Source organism: Streptomyces sp. CNH287 (assembly GCF_000424825.1).
Genome location: NZ_AUKQ01000027.1, coordinates 1 through 16,335 on the forward strand (window position 1 = coordinate 1; position 16,335 = coordinate 16,335).

General features: G+C 74.7%; 9 protein-coding genes and 1 rRNA gene. 3 read left to right on the top strand and 7 right to left on the bottom strand.

What is annotated here, in order from left to right:
- Positions 1–86, bottom strand: a 16S ribosomal RNA gene (locus H299_RS0122420); the annotation flags it as partial.
- A gap of 628 nt (positions 87–714) precedes the next feature.
- The gene (locus H299_RS0122425; RefSeq protein WP_027750232.1) at positions 715–1,263 is read right to left on the bottom strand and encodes a MarR family transcriptional regulator; all 549 of its coding nucleotides are present in this window, start codon (positions 1,261–1,263) and stop codon (positions 715–717) included.
- 118 nt (positions 1,264–1,381) lie between these two features.
- On the opposite strand from H299_RS0122425, the gene H299_RS35620 reads away from it, so the two are divergent.
- Positions 1,382–2,719: an MFS transporter gene (locus H299_RS35620; protein ID WP_078512944.1), complete on the top strand. Its 1,338-nt coding sequence runs from the start codon at positions 1,382–1,384 to the stop codon at positions 2,717–2,719.
- A gap of 39 nt (positions 2,720–2,758) precedes the next feature.
- Here the strand turns inward: H299_RS35620 and H299_RS0122435 are convergent, their stop codons facing one another.
- Positions 2,759–4,684, bottom strand: a complete 1,926-nt coding sequence (locus tag H299_RS0122435; protein WP_027750233.1) for a SpoIIE family protein phosphatase — start codon at positions 4,682–4,684, stop codon at positions 2,759–2,761.
- A gap of 189 nt (positions 4,685–4,873) precedes the next feature.
- Complete coding sequence (locus H299_RS0122440) at positions 4,874–6,190, bottom strand: NAD(P)/FAD-dependent oxidoreductase (protein ID WP_051262737.1); 1,317 nt, start codon at positions 6,188–6,190, stop codon at positions 4,874–4,876.
- 387 nt (positions 6,191–6,577) lie between these two features.
- Between H299_RS0122440 and H299_RS0122445 the strand changes: the two genes are divergently transcribed.
- Both H299_RS0122445 and H299_RS35625 read left to right on the top strand, forming a co-directional pair.
- Complete coding sequence (locus tag H299_RS0122445) at positions 6,578–7,417, top strand: helix-turn-helix domain-containing protein (protein ID WP_027750235.1); 840 nt, start codon at positions 6,578–6,580, stop codon at positions 7,415–7,417.
- Positions 7,418–7,612: 195 nt separating this feature from the next.
- Positions 7,613–9,565, top strand: a complete 1,953-nt coding sequence (locus H299_RS35625) for a sigma-70 family RNA polymerase sigma factor (protein ID WP_078512945.1) — start codon at positions 7,613–7,615, stop codon at positions 9,563–9,565.
- 104 nt (positions 9,566–9,669) lie between these two features.
- Here the strand turns inward: H299_RS35625 and H299_RS35630 are convergent, their stop codons facing one another.
- From H299_RS35630 to H299_RS35635, 3 genes are all read right to left on the bottom strand, one after another.
- Positions 9,670–13,083, bottom strand: coding sequence for a BTAD domain-containing putative transcriptional regulator (locus H299_RS35630; RefSeq protein ID WP_051262735.1), 3,414 nt, complete (start codon positions 13,081–13,083; stop codon positions 9,670–9,672).
- 116 nt (positions 13,084–13,199) lie between these two features.
- Positions 13,200–13,715, bottom strand: a complete 516-nt coding sequence (locus H299_RS0122460; protein ID WP_027750236.1) for a methylated-DNA--[protein]-cysteine S-methyltransferase — start codon at positions 13,713–13,715, stop codon at positions 13,200–13,202.
- A gap of 131 nt (positions 13,716–13,846) precedes the next feature.
- Entirely contained in the window at positions 13,847–16,126 is a 2,280-nt protein-coding gene (locus H299_RS35635) for a macrolactam cyclase family protein (RefSeq protein ID WP_037760087.1), read from the bottom strand.
- Positions 16,127–16,335 lie beyond the last annotated feature (209 nt).

Consider the following 16,335-nt stretch of genomic DNA (forward strand, 5'->3'; position numbering starts at 1 on the left):
CCACCGAAGCGGCTTCATCGTTCGACTTGCATGTGTTAAGCACGCCGCCAGCGTTCGTCCTGAGCCAGGATCAAACTCTCCGTGAATGCTTTAAAAAGCAGCACGAGAGCGGGTCGACCGGAGGAATAATCCAGCCGACCACAGCGTCCTCGCTGTACAACATCATTCAAAGGAACCACCACCACCGAAACCCACCCACAGACTTGCAGGCAGACCCCGAATGGCAGGGGGATCAACATATCTGGCGTTGACTTTTGGCACGCTGTTGAGTTCTCAAAGAACGGACGCTTCCTTCGAATGCCGTCTCCGACACCCTCCGGGCTTTCCCTTCGGTATTTCGTGTTCCCGACTCTAGCAGATCCTTTTCCCGGTCCTGCCCCCGGTCGAGCGGGGTTCCTACTGTGTACTGCGGTCCTGCTGTTTTCGCCTTTCGGCGTGTCCACCACGTTAGAGGATCACCCACCCGAATTCCAAACCGGGCCTTCCGAAGCGATTACGGCACGCCGAAATCATCCCCGGAGGGAAATCACACTTCTGAAATGGATGCCGTCACGAAGACAGCGGGATGGCCACCCGAGGTCACAACAACCCCGTGGCAGCCCGGAGGACACTACGGATCGCCGGGGGCCGTGTCAAACGGAGCCGCCGCCCGCGCGTGTGCTGTCCCGCGGGCCGTCAATTGCCGTGATCGCGGGGGCAGTTGTCCGCACCCGCTCAGTCCAGATCGGTGAGCCGGCCGCCCGCGTCGTGCTGGGCCGTCTCCACCCGGCGGAGCAGGCGCGTGAGCAGCTCCCCCAGGACGCCCCGCTCGTCCCCCGACAGGTCCTGGAGCAGTTGCTCCTCGAAGACCGAGGCGCGGCGCATGACCTGGAGCCACTTCTCCCGGCCGCTGTCGGTCAGACCGATGATGACGCGGACCCGGTTGTCCGGATCGCGCTCCCGTGTCACCAGCCCGTCGTTGAGCATGCGGTCGACGCGGTGGGTCATCGCGGCCGGGGTGAGTCCGAGGCGCTTCGCGAGGGTGCCGGGCCACAGCTGGTACGGCTTTCCCGCGATCACCAGCTCCCGCAGGACCTCCCACTCCGCGTTGCTGAGGCCCAGCGTCGCGAGGCTGCGCCCGTACGCCACGCTCATACGCCGGTCGAGGCGGCTCACGGCGCTGACGACCTTCTCCACCTGGGGGTCGAGGTCGCGGTACTCGCGCTGGTAGATCGCGATCTGCTCGTCGAGCGACTTCTGCTGCGGCGGCGGTAGGTCCGGCATGGCGGAAGTATGCCACGGAACTGATTAGGCTCGAACGCTTGCGCTGTGTACTCTTTAGCATCGAACTTTAGTGTTGAACTCTTGGGCTCTCAGCCCCCGACTACCTAGGTAGGTGAGTGTGACCACCGCGATGGGCGCGACCCTGCGCCGTATCCAGCTCGGAAACGCCCTGGCGGCCTTCGGCAGCGGCTTCACCATCCCGTATCTGTTCATCTACGTGGCGAACGTGCGGGATCTCGGTGCCACGACGGCCGGTGTCGTGCTCGCGGCCTTCGCCGCCGCGGCGCTGCTGGTGCTGCCCCTGGTGGGACGGGTGATCGACCGGCGCGGGCCGATGCCGGTGGCGCTCGGCGGCGCGGTCGCCGCGTCCGCCGGGGCGCTGGGCTTCGGGCTGGCGGGCAGCGCGCCCTCCGTGCTGGTCGCCTCCGCCGTGATGGGCGGGGGTGTCGCGGTGCTCCAGCCCGCGCTGGCCACGATGATCGTGCACTGCTCCACCAGCGCCAACCGGTCGCACGCCTTCGCCACCCAGTTCTTCCTGATCAACCTGGGGATGGGCTTCGGCGGCCTGCTCGGCGGCCAGATCGCGGACGAGCACCGGCCGGGCACCTTCACCATGCTCTTCAGCGTCGAGGCAGCCATGTTCCTGGTGCTGGGCGCGGTGCTGCTCGCCGTGAAGCTGCCGAAGACCGTGACCATGGACGGCGGTGCCCCCTCGGACGGCGCCGGGCAGCAGCCGGAGGCCGGATGGCGGCAGTTGCTGAACCACCGGGCGATGGTGCTGCTGTGCGTGCTGGGCTTCGTGCTCTTCTTCACCTGCTACGGGCAGTTCGAGTCGGGGCTGCCCGCGTACGGGGTCGAGGTCACCGGGATCTCCACGTCCACGCTGGGCTTCGCGCTCTTCGCCAACACGGCGGTGATCGCGCTGGCGCAGTTCGTGGTGCTGCGGCTGGTGGAGGGCCGCCGGCGCAGCCGGGTAGTGGCGCTGGTCGGGCTGATCTGGATGGTGGCGTGGCTGGCGGCCGGGCTCTCCGGGCTGGTGCCGCACATGCAGGGGGTCGCGACGGCGCTGCTGATCTCGACGTACGCGCTCTTCGGCCTCGGGGAGTCGATGCTGTCGCCGACGGTCGCGCCGCTCGTCGCCGATCTGGCGCCGAGCCGGATGGTGGGCCGCTACAACTCGGCGTTCGCCCTGGTGAAGCAGCTCGGGGTGGCCGTGGGCCCGGCGATCGGCGGTCTCCTGGCGGCGCAGGGGGCGTTCGTCGTGTACATCGTGCTGCTCGTCGGCTGCTCGCTGGGGGTTACGGTGCTCGCGCTGTGGCTCGGGCGGCATCTGACCCCGGCGCAGGACACCCCGCGCCGGAGCCTGCGGGTCAGCTCGGGGGGCAGCTCCGGGAGCGGGCCTGCGGGCGCGGACAGCGCGCCCGCGGCGAAGGCTGGGCAGCTGGCCGCGGTCTGAGCAGGCGCGTGGCGGAGACGGCCGGCGCCCCCGCCACGCTCACTCCGGCAGGGGGAACTCGCACCACACCGCCTTGCCGCCGCCCAGGGTGCGGCGCGAGCCCCAGGACGCGGCGATCGTCGCGACGATGGAGATGCCCCGGCCGGCCTCGTCCGCAGGCTCCGCACGGCGGCGGCGCGGCAGGTGGTCGTCGCCGTCGGTCACCTCGACGGTCAGCCTGCGGTCCGTGCGGCGCAGCCGCAGCCGCATCGGCGGGGTGCCGTGCTGGAGGGAGTTGGCGACCAGCTCGCTGGCGGCCAGCACCCCGAGATCGTGCAGCTCGGCGGGGAAGCGCCAGGAGGTGAGCACGCCCGAGGCGAACGCGCGGGCTCGGGAGGCGGCCTCCGTACCGCCGAGCAGTTCCAGCGAGGCGCCGCGGAAGAGATCGGCCTGCGCCCCCGTACGGCGGGGGTGCTGGAGGACGAGCACGGCGACGTCGTCGTCGTGCTCGGCGGTGATCCGCATGGCGCGCAGCATGCGGTCGCAGATGACCTGCGGGTCGCCGGTCGCCCCCGCGAAGGCGTGTTCGAGCGCGGCGATGCCCTCGTCGATGTCGGCGTCGCGGCGCTCGACGAGGCCGTCGGTGTAGAGCACGGCGGTAGCGCCCGGCTCCAGCGGGACCGAGCCGGTGGTGTGCATCCAGCCGCCGGTGCCCAGCGGCGGTCCGGTCGGTTCGGCGGTCGAGTGGACCGCGCCCTCGACGTCCCTCACGAGGATGGGCAGGTGGCCCGCCGAGGCGTAGTGGAGACGGCCCTCGCTCGGGTCGTGGACGGCGTACACGCAGGTCGCGATCTGGCTGGAGTCGATCTCGGCGGCCAGGCCGTCCAGCAGCTGGAGCACCTCGTGCGGCGGGAGGTCGAGCCGGGCGTACGCGCGTACGGCGGTGCGCAGCTGGCCCATGACGGCGGCGGCGCGTACGCCGCGGCCCATGACGTCGCCGATGACCAGGGCGGTGCGGCCGGCGCCGAGGGTGATGACGTCGTACCAGTCGCCGCCGACGGCCGCGTCCGTGCCGCCGGGCTGGTAGGTCGCGGCGACGCGCAGTTCGTCGGGCTGCTCCAGCTCCTGCGGCAGCAGGCTCCGCTGGAGCGTGACGGCGGCCTCGCGCTGGAGGCGTTCGCTCACCCGGAGCCGCTCGGCGCTCTCGACCTGGTCGGTGACCTCGGCGGCGAAGATCAGCACGCCGTCGTCGTCGGTGGCGGAGATGGGCGTGCAGGTGAAGGTGTAGTACCCGGGGCGGTCGCGGCCCTGGACGCGCCGCGATTTGACCGTACGGGGCTTGCCGCTGCGCAGCACCTGGTCCATCAGGGGCAGCAGGCCGAGCGCGGCCAGCTCGGGGAGGCCGCTGCGGGCGGGGGTGCCGCGGTCGCGGGGGCCGAAGACGCGCGCGTAGGCGTCGTTGACGTACGCGACGCGGTGCTCCGCGCCGTAGACGACGGCGGCGAGGGCGGGCACCTGGCCGAGGAGGTCGTGTACGGAGAGGGCGTCGATGCTGCGGGCCACGCCTGCGGCGGCGACCGGGTCGGGCGCGTCGGGTGCGGGGGATGGTGCGGGGGCGGCCGGGTCGGTACGGCGGCCGTCGCTCCCGGGGCCGTCGGGGCTGCTGGGACCGCTGGGGCTCTCTGCGCTCTCTGCGCTCTCAGCGCTCCCGGTGCCGTCCGGGCCGGCGGCGGCCCGCTCGCCCCGCGCGGCCGGGACGGTGCCGGTGCCTGGACCGGCCGTCCCGGCGTCGACCTCGGGCTCGCGGGCCGGGGGGCTGCCGCGGCCGGGCCTGGCGCCCGCGGCGGGCTTGCGCCGCGCCGGTGCCGCCTTGCCGGCGTCGGCGGTCTTCGCCGCCTCGGCCGTCTCGGCCGCCTTCGCCGCCTGGGCGGCGGCGGTGCGCCGCTGTGTGCCGGGCAGTCGGGCGCTCCAGCGCGTGAAGTTCACGTCGTCCGATTCCTCGCGTTGTCCTGTGCGTGCGTCAGGTGTTGCTGATCTGTGTCACGGGAGATGCCTGGCTGTCACTCTTCGCAGACGCGGCCCCACCCATGGTCACACGTCCGGCGTGGCCGAGGGCACTGACACCCGTCGGACGGTGCGGGGCGCCGCGGAGTTCCCGCGAGGCCCCCGAAGGGCTCAGGGGGCCTCGGGACGGCGACCCGTACCAGCCGCCAGTTCGAATTCCGCGCGTGGGTGTTCGAGTGAGCCGAGGGAGACGATCTCGCGCTTGAACAGTCCCGCCAAGGTCCATTCGGCCAGCACCTTTGCCTTGCGGTTGAAGGTGGGCACCCGGCTGAGGTGATAGGCCCGGTGCATGAACCAGGCGGGGTAGCCCTTGACCTTGCGGCCGTACACGTGGGCCACGCCCTTGTGCAGGCCCAGCGAGGCCACGGAGCCCGCGTACGTGTGCCGGTAGTCGGTCAGCTCCTCCCCCGCCAGCGAGGCCGCGATGTTCGCGGCGAGCCGTCGCGCCTGGCGTACGGCGTGCTGGGCGTTGGGCGCGCAGAGGGCGCCGGGGCTGCCCGCATCCTCGGCCGCCAGATCCGGTACGGCCGCCGCGTCGCCCGCCGACCACGCGTGCTCGGTGCCGTGCACGCGGAGCTGGGGAGTGCAGCGCAGCCTGCCGCGCTCGTCCAGCGGGAGGGCGGTGGCGGCGAGGAGGGGGTGCGGCTTGACGCCCGCCGTCCACACCAGGGTGCGGCTGGGGTGCCGCGAGCCGTCGCTGAGCACGGCGACCCGGCCCTCGCAGGTGGCCAGCCGGGTGTCCAGGCGTACGTCGATGTTGCGCCCGCGCAGCTCGCGGAGGGCGTAGCGCCCCATCTCCGCACCGACCTCGGGGAGGATGCGGTCGCTGGCCTCGACGAGCAGGAACCGCACGTCGTCCGGCTGGATGTTGTGGTAGTAGCGGCAGGCGTAGCGGGCCATGTCCTCCAGTTCGGCGAGCGCCTCGACCCCCGCGTAGCCGCCGCCGACGAAGACGAAGGTGAGCGCGGCGTCGCGGACTTCGGGGCTGCGGGTGGAGGAGGCGATGTCGAGCTGTTCGAGGACGTGGTTCCGCAGGCCGATGGCCTCCTCGACGGTCTTGAAGCCGATGCCGTGCTCGGCGAGTCCGGGGACGGGGAGGGTGCGCGAAACGGAGCCGGGTGCGAGGACCAGCTCGTCGTACGGCATCTCGAGGGCGTCGGTGCCGTCCTCGGCCGTGGCCAGGGTCTCGATCACGGCGACCCGCTCGGCGTGGTCGATCCTCTTGACCTCGCCGATGACGACCTGGCATCTCGTCAGCGTGCGGCGCAGCGGCACGACGACGTGGCGCGGTGAGATGGAGCCCGCGGCTGCCTCCGGCAGAAAGGGCTGATACGTCATGTAGGGCTCGGGGTCGACCACCACGACCTGCACTTCTCCGCGCCCGAGCTGCCGTTTCAGGGTCTGCTGGAGCCGCAGGGCGGTGTACATGCCGACATAGCCGCCGCCGACCACGAGAATGCGCACGGGTTCCTTCGTCACATGTCCATGACGCACCCGCCGTCCGGTGTTTGTCCACAGGTCCAGCAAATTGTATGACCGACGGAGGTATCTGGTCCGTTTCACCGCGGCGGCTTGACCGGAGGGAGTCGGCGCAGGTCAGCACGAGTTCGCAGGGGGGTGCGGAGGAGGGCTGGGCGCGCCGTTCCCGACCCGTACTCCAATCGGGGCCGGGGGCCCGGGGAGGTGCCCTCTTCTCACTTGACGTGGGCTCAACTATGTTCGTTACCCGTCGGAGCGCTCTGCGGACTGAGAGCGGCACCGACCACACGAGGGCGGGGGTCTCCGGGGGGAGACATCATTACCGGGGGAACATCTATGCACATTCAGGGGATTCAGGACTCATCACGCGCGACTCCACTGCGCGTCGACGCCCAGCGCAATCTGGAGCACGTTCTGCGTGCCGCGCGTGAGGTCTTCGGCGAGCTGGGGTACGGCGCGCCGATGGAGGACGTGGCGCGGCGCGCCCGGGTCGGCGTCGGGACGGTGTACCGCCGCTTCCCGAGCAAGGACGTGCTGGTCCGCCGCATAGCGGAGGAGGAGACGGCCCGGCTGACGGAGCAGGCGAAGACGGCGCTGGGGCAGGAGGAGCAGCCGTGGGCGGCTCTCTCCCGCTTCCTGCGCACGTCGGTCGCCTCGGGTGCGGGGCGGCTGCTGCCTCCCCGGATACTGCGCACCGGGCCGGTGGAGGACGAGGCGGGCGCCGTCGCGGGGGAAGCGGCGAGCGGTGTCGAGAGCACGGGGGAGGGCGGCGAGGGCGGTCAGGGCCGGTCCGAGCAGCTGGACGCGGGGGTGCGGGTGCCGCAGCAGCGGCAGGCCGCCCGGGAGCGCCAGCCGGGGCTGGTCCTGGTGGAGCAGCGCGCGGCGCCCGAGCCGGCGCAGCTCGCCCGCGAGCGAGGTGCGGGGAGCCTGGAGCCGGGCGACTTCGACCCGGCGGCGGACGACTCGGGCGAGGCCGAGCTGCTCGAGGTGGTCGGTCAGCTGGTCGAGCGGGCGCGGGCGGCGGGTGAGCTGCGGGCCGGTGTGACGGTCGGCGACGTCCTGCTGGTCATAGCGACGGCGGCGCCCATGCTGCCGGACGCGCATCAGCAGGCGGCGGCCTCCGCGCGGTTGCTGGACATCCTGCTGGAGGGCCTGCGCTCGCGCCCCGTCCACTGACGGCTCAGGCGCCGTACGCTGCCCGCCCGCCGTGCGCCGCGCTGCCTCGCGCGGGGCGCGGCGCGCGTACGGGCGACCACGCTTCGGCTTGAGGGCGGGGCACAATACCTGAACTCACCTCGTACGAGTGGTTGTTGTCCTTGATCGCGTCCCAATCTTCTCCTCTGTGGCACTCTTACCCGATGTTTGGCGGCGATGGCGCGAACGGGGGAATCCGCTGTGGGCGTTGAGGGGCGCGAGGACCCGCACGGCACAGAGGGCGGGGAGACCGGCGCCGGGTTCCCGGCGCCCCTGGTCCCGGGGCAGGGCGGTCCGGTGGACCGCGGGACGGGCGGCGCCGCGCGCGGCTCCACCGGCGGCGGCCCGGCCGGATCGTCCGGGGAGCAGGCCGGTGAGCAGGCCGGTGACGTGTCCAGTGCGGCCAGCGTCCCCCGGCAGCTCAGGCGGCGAGGCGAGAGCGGCGACGAACTGCCCGACACCACCCTCGTCGCCCGGATGCGCGCGGGCGACACCGACGCGTACGACGAGCTGTACCGCCGCCACGCGGACGCCGTGCGCCGCTACGCCCGTAGCTGCTGCCGCGATTCGCATACCGCCGACGACCTGACCAACGAGGTGTTCACCCGCACCCTCCAGGCCGTACGGGGCGGCTCCGGGCCCCAGACGGCGGTCCGCGCCTACCTGCTGACCTCGGTCCGGCGGGTGGCCGCCGCCTGGACCAGGACCGCCAAGCGGGAGCAACTGGTCGAGGACTTCGCGGTGTTCGCCCAGTCGGCCGACGCCTCCGCCGCCGAGGGGGATGCGCACGACCCCGGCGCGGACGTACGGGCGATGCGGGAGGCGGACCGCTCGCTGGCGGTGCAGGCGTTCCGCAGCCTGCCGGAGAAGTACCAGACGGTGCTGTGGCACACCACCGTCGAGGACGAGTCGCCCAAGGACGTCGCGCCGCTGCTCGGCCTCTCGGACAACGCGACGGCCGTGCTGGCCCACCGGGCACGGGAGAAGCTCAAGCAGGCCTATCTCCAGGCGCACGTCAGCCATGCCCTGACCTCCGGCGGCGACTGCGCCCGCTACGCGGACCGGCTGGGCGCGTACGCGCGCGGCGGGCTGCGGATGCGGGCGGAACGCGGGCTGCGCAAGCACCTGGAGGAGTGCGCCCAGTGCCGCACCGCCGCCATGGAGGTCAAGGACCTCAACAGCGAGATCCGCCTGCTGCTCCCGACGGCGTTCATCGGCTGGTTCGCGGCCGGTGGCGCCAAGGCCTTCGGCGGGTTGATCTCCGGCAGTGGCGGAGCCGCCGCAGCGGGCGGCGCGGGGGTGGCCGCCGCCGCGAGCGGCACGGCGAGTACGGGTACGGGTACGGGCGCGGCGGGCGGCGCGGCGGCCGGTGGCGCCGCCGCGAGCGAAGGGCTGGGCACGCCCGCCAAGGTCGGGATCGCGGCGGGCATCATGACCGCGGCCGGTATCGCCGTCGCCCTCGCCATGTCGGGGGGCGACAAGGAGTTGCCGAAGCCGCAGGCCAAGCCGTCGGCCGCGCCGGTCGCCCCGACTCCGCCCGAGAAGCCGGGCCCCGGACACCAGCCCGGGGCCCCGCCGCCGAAGCCGCCGCCGCGCCCCGCGCCGGAGCCGCCGGCTCCGGCGCCCGAGCCCGAGCCCGAGCCGGAGACCGCTCCGGCCGCGCCGCCGCCCGAGCCGGCCCCGGAGCCGGAGCCCACGCCTCCGCCGCCCGAGCCGGCCCCGGAGCCGCCTGCGAAGCCGGCTCCGCCCGCGCCCGCTCCGACGCCTCCGCCCGTCCCGAAGCCGCCGAACCGCTTCCCGTTCAACTGCCTGGACAAGGACTCCTTCAACCCGGGCAACGCGGGAAGCCCCGGCAATCCCGGCACCCCGGGTGGTCCGAACGGCCCCGGCGGGCCGCCCGGCGGCGGGCCGGGCGCCCAGCGGCCGGGGCCTCCGAGCCTCGACCGCCTGTGCGGCAAGTTCAAACCGCTTGCCGGAGTCAGCGAGTTCAACGCGGCGGACGGGCCCGCCGGGCGCCCGGGGCGGGACTTCGCGCAGCGCGTCGCGCGCACGGCCCTCGGCGGCGACGGCCCCGTCGGCTCCCTGGACCCCCTCGGTCCGGGCGGTCCGGGCAGCGCGGGCACTCCCTGAAGGCAGTCCCTCAAGGCGCTCCTTGAAGGCACTCGCTGAGCGATCGGCGCGCGGCGTCACCTGCGGTGCCTCACGGCGGACCCAGGGCGCTCAGCGCCGCCGCCCTACCGCCCACCCGCGAGGCGGGTGGCGGTCGCGCTGCGGGCCCCGCCCGCCCCGTCCCCCGCCGGGCGGGAGGTCTCGCCGAGCACGGCGGTCAGGAGTTCCTCGGCCTCCCGCAGGCTCAACCGGGCGCCGCCCTCCCCCGCGCCGTGCGCCCCGAGGCCGCCCGCCACCGCGCGCAGTTCACCCTCCCGGCGCAGTTCGGGCACGCTCGCCGGCAGGTCACCGCGCATCGCCCGGGCTCCGTCGGCCAGCCGCACGGCCGTCGCCGGATGCCCGGCGGCGAGCGTGACGTTGGCGGTGGCCAGCAGGACGCCGGCGCACAGCCCCTCCGCCACCCGGCCGTTCTCGGCCCGCCGCAGCGCTTCGCGCGCCTGCCGCACGGCCTCCAGCGGAGGGCCGCCCTCGGCCGCCATGAGCTGGGCCCGTTGCGCGGCGGTGATCGCGTCGAACATGGCGGGCGGGCTGCCGAGCAGCGCCAGGCGCGAGGTCTCGTCCATCAGCGCGCGCGCCCGTACGATGTCGCCCCGGTCGAAGCGGATGAGGGAGCACAGGAACGAGCTGAAGATGCGGGCGTCCATGACGTTCAGCGCCTCGGCGTCCTCCAGCACGCGCTGCGCGAGCCTCTCCGCCTGCTCGCTGTCCCCCTGCCGGTACCACGCCTCGGCGATGCGGACGAGCAGGAACGGCATCTCGGTCAGCGCGCCCAGCGCCTGCGCGTGCCCCAGCGCGACCTCGTACTCGCGCCGGGCCGCGTCGTAGTTCCCATGGATCAGCGCGATCTCGGCCCGCAGCGCGGCGACATGGCCGATCAGCCAGCGGTCACCGGTGGTTTCGGCGAGGCAGTCGATCTCCGGCAGGTCGACGACGGCGCGGGCCAGGCCGCCGGGCATGTCGACCCGCAGGTGCGCGCGGAAGAGAAGGGTGACGGCCAGCTCCCAGGCGCCGCCGAGGACACGGCAGTTGGTGACCGAGATGTTCATCAGCGCGCCGACCTCCTCCACCCCGCGGGTCAGATACGCGGAGAACGGCCAGAGCAGGCCCGGGAAGCGGGTGCTCCGCGGCCCGGGGCGGCGGAAGGTCTCGACGACCCCGCGGGTGACGGACTCGGTGTTCGTGTACTGCCCCAGCAGCTCCTGGTTCTGGTGCTCGTGCAGGAGGAAGTACATGAGCAGCTGCAACTCACGCCAGCGCACCTCCTGTTCGGCGTCGCGGGCGGTGCGCTCGCTCGGCAGCAGCCGCATGGCGCAGTCGATCCACTCGGCGCCCTCGTCCCGGTAGTTGCGCAGCCACCAGAACCAGCTGACGGCGTCGATCACGGCGAAGAGGTTGTCCGCGTCGCGGGCGTGCAGGAGGCGGGTGAGGACGGCGCGGATGTTGTCGAGGTCGGCCTCCACCCGGGGGAACCAGGCGAGTTGGTCGGCGGAGCGCAGGCGTGGCTCGGCGGCGGTGACGAAGCGGCGCATCTGCGCGGTGTGCCTGGTCTCGGCCGCCGCCCGGTCCTCGGGGTACTCGGCGGCGCGCTCCTTGGCGTACTCGTGGATCGTCTCCAGCAGGCGGTAGCGGACGCCGGTGTGGGCGGCGGAGGGCGGGGTGTCGACGATGAGGATGGACTTGTCGACGAGCGTGCCGAGCGCGTCGAGGACGTCGTCCTCGCTGACGGGGACGCCGTCCGGTGCCGCGCCGCCCGGGACCGCCCCGTCCGGTGCCGGGCCGTCCGCGCAGACGTACTCCGCCGCCGAGAGCGTGCATCCGCCGGCGAAGACGGAGATGCGCCGGAGCACCGTACGCTCCCGTCCGTCCAGCAGGTCCCAGGACCAGTCCACCACCGCGCGCAGCGTCTGCTGGCGCGGCAGCACGGTGCGGCTGCCCTGGGTGAGCAGCCGGAAGCGGTCGTCGAGGCGGTCCGCGATCTGGCGCGGGGTGAGGGCGCGCAGCCGGGCGGCGGCCAGTTCGATGGCGAGCGGCAGGCCGTCCAGGCGGCGGCAGATCTCGGCGAGGGCCGTACGGTCCGCCACCGTCGCGTCCGGTGCGAAGCCCGGCCGCGCGGCGGCACCGCGCTCGGCGAACAGGCGGTGCGCGGGCACCGGCGGCAGCGGTTCGACCGGCCGTACGGCCTCGCCCGGCACGCCCAGCGGCTCCCGGCTGGTGGCCAGCACCACGAGGCCGGGACAGTGCTCCAGCAGCGTGGCGGCGAGGGTGGCCGCGGCGTCGATGACGTGCTCGCAGTTGTCGAGTACGAGGAGCAGCTCGCGGTGTTCCAGGTGCTCGATCAGGCGTGCGGTGGACGCGCTCGCGTGCTCGGAGCTGCCCGCACGTGGGCCCTCGATGCCGCCGGTGAGCCGGGCCGTCTCGCGGCGCCCGAGCGCGCTGAGCGCGGCGCCGGGCACGGCGGCGGGATGGTCCAGCGGCGCCAGCTCGACCAGCCAGGCGCCGTCCCGGTACGGCAGGGCGGCGGCGGTCTCCTCGGCGAGCCGGGTCTTGCCCGAGCCGCCGGGCCCGGTGAGGGTGACCAGCCGGGCGGCGGCGAGGTCGGCGGCGAGGGTGTCCAGATCGTGCTCGCGGCCGACGAAGCTGTCCAGCCGGGCCCGCAGGTTCCCGCGCGAGGCGGGTGGCGGCGGCTGCCGGGGGGTGTGCGCGGCTGCCGGACCGGGTACGGAGGCGGCTTCGCGCGCCAGGCCGGGCGCCTCCCGCAGCAGGGCCGCGTGGAGCGCGCGCAGTTCCGCGCCCGGATCGGCACCCAGCCGGTCCGCGATGGCCCGCCGTACGGTCTCGTACGCCTCCAGCGCTTCGGCCGGGCGCCCCGCCTCGCACAGGGCGCGCAGGTGGAGGGCCTGCAAGGGCTCGTCCAAGGGGCGGGCGGCGGCCAGCTCGCGCAGTTCGGGCAGCAGCCGCGCGGCGTGGCCGAGGGCGAGGTCGGCGGCGATCCGCCCCTGGACGGCCGCCTGCCGCAGTCCCTCCGGGCGGGCGGCGGCCGCGACGCGGTCGGGCAGGTCAGCGAGGGCGGGGCCGCGCCACAGGGTCAGCGCCTCGCGCAGCAGCCGGGCCGCCCTCGCGGGCTCCTCCGCCTCCAACGCCCGCTCCCCGCTCCGCACGAGGCGCTCGAAGCGGTGCAGGTCGACGTCGTCCGGTGCGGCGCGCAGGCGGTAGCCGCCCGGGAGCGACTCCACCGCGTCCCTGCCCAGAGCCCTGCGCAGCCGCCCGACCAGCGCCTGGAGGGCGGCGGGCGCGTCACCGGGCAGGGCGTCCGGGTCCGCCCAGACCTCCGCGATGAGCGCCTCGACGGGCACGGCGGCGTCGCTGTGCGCGCGCAGCGCGAGCGCGGCGAGCAGTGCGCGCAGCCGGTGTCCCCCGAGGGGAACGGCCTGCCCGTGCTCGTCCAGCACCTCGGTCGCGCCCAGAATCAGATACCGCACGACCCCATTGTCACCGGGAAGGCGGACAAGGGCGCCGGAATTTTGCCCCGCTGCTGCCTTGGGCCGCCGCGCGCGAGCAGGCGGGCGCCGCGCGCGAGCAGGCGGGCGCCGCGCGCTCAGCCGAGCCGGGGCGGCAGCGCCCCCTCGAGCGTGAGCAGCGCCTCCTTGCGCTCCAGCCCGCCCGCGTAGCCGGTGAGCGAGCCGTTGGCGCCGATCACGCGGTGGCAGGGCAGCATGATCAGCAGCGGGTTGGCCCCGATCGCGGACCCCACCGCGCGCACCGCCGCGCGCGGGGCGCCGATCCGCTCGGCGATCTTCCCGTACGTCGTGGTGGTGCCGTACGGGATGGTCTCCAGCGCGCGCCAGACGCGGCGTGTGAAGGCCGTGCCGCCCGGCGCCGTACGCGGCAGGTCGAACTCGGTCAGCTCGCCCGCGAAGTACGCCCGCAGCTGGCGTACGGCGCCGCCGAACAGGCCGGGGTCCGCGCGCCAGGCGGGGCCGTGTACGGGCGCGTTCCGTCGGCCGGGCATCGACAGCGAGGTGAGGGTGAGCCCGCCGTCGGCGCCGGGCGCCTCCTCGCCGGTCAGCAGGATTTCGCCGAGCGGGGTGTCGAGGGTCGTGTAGACCGTCATGGCCCTTTCCCTTCCCTGTGTTTCCTGGTCAGGTGCCCAGTGTGCGGGGAATCGGGCGGCCGGACCGGCGGAAATCGGACGCGGCGTTCACGGCCGTACGGGACCCCTGCCGCGAGCGCGGTCAACGGCGCTCACAGCGCCGGGCGCTGCGGGCCGGGCGTCACCCCGGCCGCCGCCGCGCGTCGGCGGGGCGCGGCGGAGCCCGTCCAGCAGGTGCCGCGCCGGGCCAGCAGCCGCCGCAGCCACACCTCTGTCGAGACCAGGTCGGCCAGCCCGTCGAGTGGCAGCGGCTCGCCGTCCGCCGCGGCGCGCAGCGCCTTGCGTACGACGCGGGCCTCGATGAGTCCGGCGTCGGCGAGCAGCGGGGCGTCGAAGAAGCCGATCAGGTCGCTCGCGGCGAGCCGGAGCCCGGCGCGTGCGGAGGCGATGTGCGGGGCGTGCGAGGGCGCGCCCCAGCCGGGCGGCAGGTCGCGTACGCCCGCGCCCGCGAGGACCGCGCGCAGTACCGAGACCCGGGCGCCCGGTTTGACGCGGGCGGCTTCGGGGAGGGCGCGGCAGGCCCGTACGACCTGGTTGTCGTAGAAGGGCGCGTGCAGGCGCTGGTTGCGGATCTCGGCGGCCTGTTCGAGCACGCGCTGGTCGGCGGCCTGCCGGGCGAGGGCGGCGCGGGCACGGCGCTCGCCGGGGCGTTCGGCGATGGGGCGGGCGGCGGCAGCGGCCTCCAGCCGCAGGGACACCTCGGCCAGTGCCTCCCCGGTCATCCAGCGGGCGGCGGGCCCGGGACGGCACCAGGTGAGGGCGGCCAGCGAGGCGTCCAGCGCGGTCACTTCGTCCCCGTGGCCCGGCGGGCCGAAGCCCTCGTCGGCGAAGCGTCTCTCGCGCAGCCGGGCCGCCGCCTCCTCCACCCCGGCGCGGTAGGGCGTACGGGCGAGGCGGCGTGCGGCACGGTAGACGGTCAGCGGGGCCAGCACCGTGCTGCCTCCGGAGAGGCCGCGTTCGGCACCCTCGGCGCGGGCCAGCGCCGCCACCGGGCGCACCAGGTGGCGGCGGCGCCGGTCCAGCAGCAGGTCGGCGAGGCGGGCCGGGTGCGCGTCGAGCACCTGGCGGGCGCCGAGGCCCACGAAGTGGTCGGCGCTGCCGGCCGAGAGGCGCAGCCGGTGGCGTTCGGCGGAGACCAGGGAGGGGGCGGGCTCATCGGTCAGCGGGCCGCTCTCCAGGTCGGCGTACGGGAGCGCCTCCTCGCCGCCGGTGACGACGACGTGGTGCAGCCGGGGGTTCTCGGCGAGGGCGCGGGCGCGCTCCAGCTCCGCCGCGTAGCCGCCGCTCGCGCTCTCGGGGGCGGCCGAGCCGGAGGCCGCCGCCGCGGTCAGGTCGTTGAAGGTGACCGCGAGGAGCCGCTCGCCCGCCTCGGCGCCGCCGGTGCCGAGCACCGTGCCGGGCATGCCGGGCAGTCCGGCCGCGAGCAGCGCCAGCGTGGCGGAGGCGGGGCCGCCGGACAGGTCGGCGCCGATGCCCGGCGCGGGGCCGGGTCGGCCGCCGCGGGCCGCGCGGCGCTGGGCGGGGCCCATGCCGGGGACGGGGCCGGGGTCGAGGCGGTCGAAGTCCGCCTCGTACGCGTGCCGGGGCGCGGTCATCCGGGCACGTACGGCCTCCACCAGGGCGTCGCGCACGCCTGCCACGGCGGTGTCCACGTCCACGGGCGGGGGCGCGGAGAGGACGGTGGAGGCGGTCGGTTCGTAGCTGGCGATCTCGCAGCTGCCGTCGCGGAGGATCAGCGCGTGCCCCGGCGGTACGCGGCGCACCCCCGCGTACGGGGTGCCGTCGCCCAGCGCCTCGGGGGCGTCGGGGCAGGCGAGCAGGGCGGCGAGGTGGGAGATGTCGAGCTGCGCCTCGACCAGGTCGGCGAGGGGGAGGGCGGCCGTCGCGTAGGCGTTGCCGCCCGCCCAGGGGGTGTGGAAGACGGGCCGCAGTCCGGCCAGGTCGGTGGTGACGGTGATCCGGCGGCCGACGCAGGCGACCGCCGTATAGCTGCCCGGCCAGGCGGTGAGGTGGCGGAACGCGCCGCCGCGCGCGGCGTACAGGCCGACCCGGAGCTGTTCGTCGGTGGCGCCGCAGTGGCCGAGGACGGCGAGTTGGTGGCCTGGTTCGGCGTGGATGACGCGGACTTCGTCGGGGCGCCAGTCGCCTACGGCCCAGAGCGGGTCGGGGTCCTCCCACAGCGGTTGGGCGCCGACGGGACGGACCGTTTCACCGGTGCCGGAGCCCGCACCGGAGCCGTTGCCGACGCCGGAGCCGTTGCCCGTGCCGGGGCCGTGCGCGCCGCGGTGGCCGCCTGCGTACCCGTTGCCGTGCCCGTTGCCGTTCGCTCCCGGACCACCCGCGGCGCTGCTCCACCCCACCAGCCATCGCATCGCCGCCCCGCCTCCGCCCGTGCCGTCCAAAGCGACCGACGGGCCCGAAGGGCCCGGAAGGTCAACATGTCCAGGGGCTCGCGGAGCCCGAAAGACGCCGCTGCCAGCCGCTGTTGTGACCATGCTGCCACGAGAAGGGCAGGGTGGAGGCGCTCACGGGGCGCACGTCTTTGTGAGGTGCGCCGCGACCGCGCGCCCCGGTGTGCGTC

Bases quoted from the DNA above. Each gene is read 5' to 3' on its own strand.
- H299_RS0122425 (WP_027750232.1), bottom strand. From the start codon at position 1,263: ATGCCGGACCTACCGCCGCCGCAGCAGAAGTCGCTCGACGAGCAGATC.
- H299_RS0122440 (WP_051262737.1), bottom strand. From the start codon at position 6,190: ATGTACACCGCCCTGCGGCTCCAGCAGACCCTGAAACGGCAGCTCGGG.
- H299_RS0122445 (WP_027750235.1), top strand. From the start codon at position 6,578: ATGCACATTCAGGGGATTCAGGACTCATCACGCGCGACTCCACTGCGC.
- H299_RS35625 (WP_078512945.1), top strand. From the start codon at position 7,613: ATGGCGCGAACGGGGGAATCCGCTGTGGGCGTTGAGGGGCGCGAGGAC.
- H299_RS0122460 (WP_027750236.1), bottom strand. From the start codon at position 13,715: ATGACGGTCTACACGACCCTCGACACCCCGCTCGGCGAAATCCTGCTG.
- H299_RS35635 (WP_037760087.1), bottom strand. From the start codon at position 16,126: ATGCGATGGCTGGTGGGGTGGAGCAGCGCCGCGGGTGGTCCGGGAGCG.